This is a genomic window from Shigella sp. SIG3 (assembly GCF_053555855.1).
This window is the reverse complement of the sequence record NZ_JBQZXE010000252.1, coordinates 1-1,093: the sequence shown is the minus strand read 5'-3', so window position 1 is coordinate 1,093 and position 1,093 is coordinate 1. Positions and strand designations below refer to the sequence as shown.

The 1,093-nt window shown below is 39.2% G+C and carries 2 protein-coding genes; both read left to right on the top strand.

Annotation, left to right across the window (positions count from 1 at the left end; all coding sequences use genetic code 11):
* A partial coding sequence (gene ybcL / locus ACUU1I_RS20705; RefSeq protein WP_449144921.1) for a Raf kinase inhibitor-like protein YbcL occupies window positions 1–480 on the top strand: 480 nt, incomplete at its 5' end.
* Between the two features lie 9 nt (window positions 481–489).
* Window positions 490–1,093, top strand: a 604-nt coding sequence (locus tag ACUU1I_RS20700) for an AraC family transcriptional regulator (protein WP_449144920.1), incomplete at its 3' end; no start/stop codon positions are given.

Sequence of the window (1,093 nt, the reverse complement as noted above, 5' to 3'; positions counted from 1 at the left end):
ACTAGTAATGAAATAAAAACAGGAGAGCAACTTACAACGTCTCATGTATTTTCTGGATTTGGGTGTGAAGGTGGTAATACATCGCCCTCATTAACCTGGTCTGGTGCTCCTGAAGGCACCAAAAGCTTTGCCGTAACTGTGTATGATCCAGATGCTCCTACAGGCAGTGGATGGTGGCACTGGACTGTTGCTAATATTCCAGCAACTGTAACATATTTGCCCACTGATGCAGGAAGACGTGATGGTACAAAACTTCCGACTGGTGCTGTTCAAGGCCGAAATGATTTTGGTTATGCAGGATTTGGTGGAGCATGTCCTCCCAAAGGAGATAAACCCCATCATTACCAGTTTAAAGTATGGGCTCTAAAAACTGATAAGATTCCTGTGGATTCTAATTCCAGCGGAGCGTTAGTTGGTTATATGCTTAATGCCAATAAAATTGCAACCGCTGAGATAACACCAGTTTATGAGATAAAGTAGGGTAAGAGTATGCTGGCAAAAGATAAGTCTAACCTAAAGATTGAAGAAATACGGATGCATAAACATCATGAGATTCACAGGGTTAAGCCTCTTATGCCAGCTTTATGTCGTATCCGTCAGGGAAAAAAAGTTATCAATTGGGAGACGCATAGTCTAACTGTTGATAATAATCAGATAATATTATTTCCCTGTGGATATGAATTTTATATTGTGAATTATCCAGAAGCAGGTCTTTATCTTGCAGAAATGCTTTATTATCCCATTGATCTAATTGAAAAGTTTCAAAAATTTTATGCGATAACTGATCAAATTCGTAACACGACAGGTTTCTGCTTACCTCAGAACCCCGAGTTAATATATTGTTGGGAGCAACTAAAAACATCTATTTCCCGAGGCTTCTCAACGCAAATTCAGGAACACTTAGCAATGGGCGTTCTACTTTCATTAGGAGCACATCATGTTAATTGTTTACTTTTATCAGATAGTAAACAATCATTAATAAGTCGTTGTTATAACCTAATGCTATCCGAACCTAGAACAAAATGGACAGCAAACAAGGTAGCGAGATATCTCTACATTTCTGTTTCCACATTGCATCGCCGTCTGGCAAGCG